5 protein-coding genes are annotated in these 4,081 nt (G+C 49.0%); 3 read left to right on the plus strand and 2 right to left on the minus strand.

Annotated elements, in window-relative coordinates; translation table 11 throughout:
• Positions 1–514: hemagglutinin repeat-containing protein (locus PSI17_RS17490; RefSeq protein ID WP_443256039.1), on the minus strand; the 514-nt coding region annotated here is incomplete at its 3' end.
• A 338-nt stretch (positions 515–852) separates the two neighbouring features.
• Between PSI17_RS17490 and PSI17_RS16015 the strand changes: the two genes are divergently transcribed.
• From PSI17_RS16015 to PSI17_RS16025, 3 genes are all read left to right on the plus strand, one after another.
• Positions 853–1,191 carry a SymE family type I addiction module toxin gene (locus PSI17_RS16015; RefSeq protein ID WP_273552914.1) on the plus strand — a complete coding sequence of 113 codons (339 nt, stop codon included), beginning with the start codon at positions 853–855 and terminating at the stop codon, positions 1,189–1,191.
• Between the two features lie 144 nt (positions 1,192–1,335).
• Positions 1,336–1,686, plus strand: a complete 351-nt coding sequence (locus PSI17_RS16020; RefSeq protein ID WP_273552915.1) for a SymE family type I addiction module toxin — start codon at positions 1,336–1,338, stop codon at positions 1,684–1,686.
• 298 nt (positions 1,687–1,984) lie between these two features.
• Positions 1,985–2,287, plus strand: coding sequence for a hypothetical protein (locus tag PSI17_RS16025; protein WP_273552916.1), 303 nt, complete (start codon positions 1,985–1,987; stop codon positions 2,285–2,287).
• Between the two features lie 300 nt (positions 2,288–2,587).
• Here PSI17_RS16025 and PSI17_RS16030 read toward each other — a convergent pair.
• Positions 2,588–4,081 (minus strand): VENN motif pre-toxin domain-containing protein (locus tag PSI17_RS16030; protein WP_273552917.1); only part of this gene is annotated, 1,494 nt, incomplete at its 5' end.

The following is a 4,081-nucleotide window of genomic DNA, read 5'->3' on the forward strand; positions in this document are numbered from 1 at the left end:
TACTGAGGTGCAGCCGGTCTTCCTCACGCCGGTTACTCACCGACGAGGTCCGGCTGTCGGCTTCCAGCTGCGTGCTGTTGGTGGTGGTTTCCGCCAACAGCTTCACGTTGCCGCCGGCCTGTACCTGAGCCGTTCCCCCGGCGTTGGCCTGGCTCCCCTGCAACGTGATGTCCTGGCCGGCGCTCAGGCTGAGGTTGCCTCCGGCATTAAGCTGACTGCCCAGCGCCTGTTGCCACTCGCCGCTGACGGTCGCCATCCGCTGCCCGGCCTCTTCCATGCCGTCGCGGGTGCGGTTGCCCATCGCCCCGGAAATAACCGCAATGTTCCCCGTCGTGGTGCTTCTGGCGGCGGCAATATCCAGATTATCACGCGCACTCAGGCTGAGATGACGGGTGGCTTCCAGTTTCGCCCCGCGCAGCTGGATAACCGCATCTTGCTGGCACACTGGTTTTTTATGATCAAGTATGATTCTTATGTTATTCCCTGTCATAGATGCCAAACATGTTCTCATCATATCCCCAATAAACTTGAAGGCGCATGAGTATAAATCACTTATTATACTGATTTTTAATAATTAATTTTGAGATCAACCCTGCATCTTGCAGTAAAGTGAATATAAATGAAAATAAGGATATTTTCGGCGAAAAAGATAATTTACGGAGTGAGTTAACATATTCTCTTATATTGGATGTATATCCAGTATTTATTTTGCGAGCAGCTTCGCAAAGGTGTTTATTGATGATGGAAAGTTGTGCAGGCAGGCGTAAAGTAGGCGGTGAAATCTGAACGCGGCTTTACCGTGCTACAACACGATAAAACCGCTAACCGCAACAACTACATGGAATAGTTATTATGGCTAACGCGCATTCTAATGCAGAAACCTGCATTTACAAAATTTCCCAACCTGAACGATATCAGAAAGTTGTTTACCGCCCGAAAGGCCCTAACCGCACCATTCCCGCCATTAACTTAAGTGGAAACTGGCTCAGTGAAGCCGGATTTTCTGTCAATGATCCGTTAAAAATCAGGGTGATGCCGGGCTGTTTGATCATCACCGCCCAAAACTTACATACCCTCTGGCACTGCCTCAAGAGCATGAACCAAGGCGAGTGGGATGAGATTGCCATTGTCGACTGGTTGCGGCAATTTCCCGGTGAATTAAAGAAAACACCACTGAAACAAAACCGTTAACATACTGCTTTATAATTAAAAAATAGAAATTCACAACAGACAAAGTGAACCGTTTCCCTTCCCTGTACTGCCATTTTTTCATTTTGGGAAGCGGTTCGCATTTATGCCAGTAAAAATAACCCAATCGTCACAAGGAGTGTATTCATGGATCTTCATTTTTCATCTCACTTTGCTGAATTGCCGGAATGTGTGATCAGTGGCAATATGCTCAATCAAATGGGTTTTTCGGCCGATGCACTGTTCCATATCGCACAATTTACCAACGGCTTGATGCTGTCACTGATTGAACCAGAAACTGAGCCGGATCTCGCCACGCTGTCCCACAATACCGAAAACCATCCTTATCAGGGGATAGATTGGGTGCGCGAAAATGGCGAACTTTATCTGGCGGGTGACTGGCTGACAGAAAGCGGCTTATTGGATCATCCTGTGACGCTGGAAACAGCCTATGGCTTGATCGTATTGCGCGCTGAACTTCCGGTATTGCTCGCCTGAAAAACCATTTCATTAGAAAGTGATTAAACCGGATAACCTGCACAAGATTATCCGAAATTCCTACTCCACTACAGGTTTTGCCGGCGTAAAGTACGCCGGCAATCGCCGAGGCTGCCAGTTCGCCGCTGTACCTCGTATACAATGAACTGCATCTCAATCAGTTAGGTGCTGATTTTGGGATGCAGTTCACACTGACAGATATTTCTTACTATCTAATTAATGTTCCCCACTTAACGGATATAAAAGGTTTTAACCTAATTTCAACCTCAGTTCTTGTGTCAGCGAAGACAATTTCAGAATGTATATACTCTCCGTTTATTTCATCCTTAATTTTAAAGCTGTTAACACCTTCACTCAGATACTGGCCCATGCGGTTCTGGCGGTCTTGCGGATAAGGGAGAAAAAAACGCCGGCGGGACTGATCGCCTTCAGTGTGGCTGAGCTGCGTAGGCTACTGTCAAAATTGATGGAAAAGGCAGGAGAGACTGTCGAGCAGGTTTTACATTGGTCATCCTGGCGACGACGACACCAATACTGCGCACAACAATGTCATTATCGTCGTCGGGATAACTTTATGATTACAGAGCGATTACGGCTGTAGTACTAAGAAGCTTACGCTACTTAAACTGGCTAAAGCCATAAAAAGAAGATCCCAGCTTTTAGGCTGGGATCTCAATGTTATCTACGTAACTTGTATACTATGAACCAAGTCCCTATTCCAGCTATTGGCCCTGTGATCAAACCTACTCTGAAAGCCGTTTCTATATACTCATGAGAAAAAACAAATTCACCACTAACGAACCACCAGATTAAACACCTACCAATAAAAAAGGATATTATAATTATCAAAAACATAGCGATACCACACATAATGCTCGTTATAACCACAAACATTAGTTGATTATTTTTCATCCGCATTAACTTTCTCCTTATCTTCTTTAATCTCTCCTTGAATCAGAGTGTTTGTTACTTCTGTTGTACCAGCAGCTCCCATATTTCCCAAAATGCCAGGTAAAGGGTGTGGTTTCATATCTTTCGAAAGTCCTAATTGCCCTTGTATCGCACCACCCTGCAATTTAGGATTGAATTTCGGATTCCAGCCTCCTGACCACCATAAGCCTGTCTTATTGAGGCCATAATTCAACGTCTTGCCAGCTCCATACCCAAATCCAGCCCCCATCCCGGCACTCACTGCGCCTATTAGGGGATCATCGCCTTTCAGAGCACTTAATGAGCCTCCCATACCGGCATTCCAACCTATGGTTCCCAGCAAGCCGGTTTCCGCCGTCACGGCCCCGGTCCAGAACGCAAACGCCACATCTTTTGGATCAACAGTTCCTGTGAATCCATACTGAATGCCTGTATTCGCAGTTGCACCTATCAGGCCTGTTGCGAGCATTTCTGCGGGTAATACACCTGGAGCTGCTCCTGCAACGGTCATTGATACCAAGGATATCGTCAGATTTGCATCAGCGACGGTTTTCTCAATATTCGCTTTACAGGCCATATCACAGTCAGGTGAGTCACCAAACCAAAATCCCAGATTGGAACCTGCCAGTGCGCCCATTGCATTATTCTCAACCGCATTCTTCGCTGTCTCTGCCCCACTCACCCCACCCGCCGTGGAATCGGTTACCAGCCCCGCTGCCAGTCCTCCTGCAATTGTAGACAAGTTGCTGACTTTTTCCTTCTCATCCGGTGAAAGTTCATTCATGGTTTTGCCGGAATAAAGCGCACCGGCAATCGCCGAGGCCGCCAGTTCACCACCGGCTGCGCCCACGGCACCGGCAGTCGCCGAGCCGCCTTTCATCTCGGCAATCACGCCGCCCAAAATCGCGTGTGCCAGCAGATTGGTGGCTTTCTCTTCGGCCGTCAGTTGCTCATACGGCTTGCCGCCGTAGGTCAGGTCTTTGACGGCATTGGCCAGATAAGGCGCTGCGCCGCCGGCGATGGCCGCTTTAATATCCCCGCCGGCCAGTCCTTGCAGGGCAGTCACCACCGCAGTGACGGCCTGACGCTGGCCGCCGCCAATTTCCGCGCCCTGTGCCTTGAGTGCCGCATCGTAAGCGATTTTATGCGCCCGGTCGGCAATGGATCCCGCTGTGAGGTCGCTGTTTTCCTGTTTCAGCTGCGCTTCGGCCTGCTGTTTCAGGGCCTGCTGCGTTTGCAGGTCTTTCAGTTTTTCCGTGGCGGTTTTTGTTGCTGTGATGGCCGCTTGTGTACTGTAAATATCCAGCACCTGGGTGCCGATTTGGGCAATGGCCTGCGCCTGCGCCAGCCGCTGCTGCTCTTTCTCCTTGTCAAAAATCGGCGTCAGGCTGTTGGCCGCGTTGTCGGTATCGCGGCTTAAGGCTGAGATATCCTGTTGCTGCTTATCGGCATCGCGAATGCTAAT

It is taken from the genome of Xenorhabdus sp. IM139775, from assembly GCF_028598745.1.
GTDB lineage: Bacteria > Pseudomonadota > Gammaproteobacteria > Enterobacterales > Enterobacteriaceae > Xenorhabdus.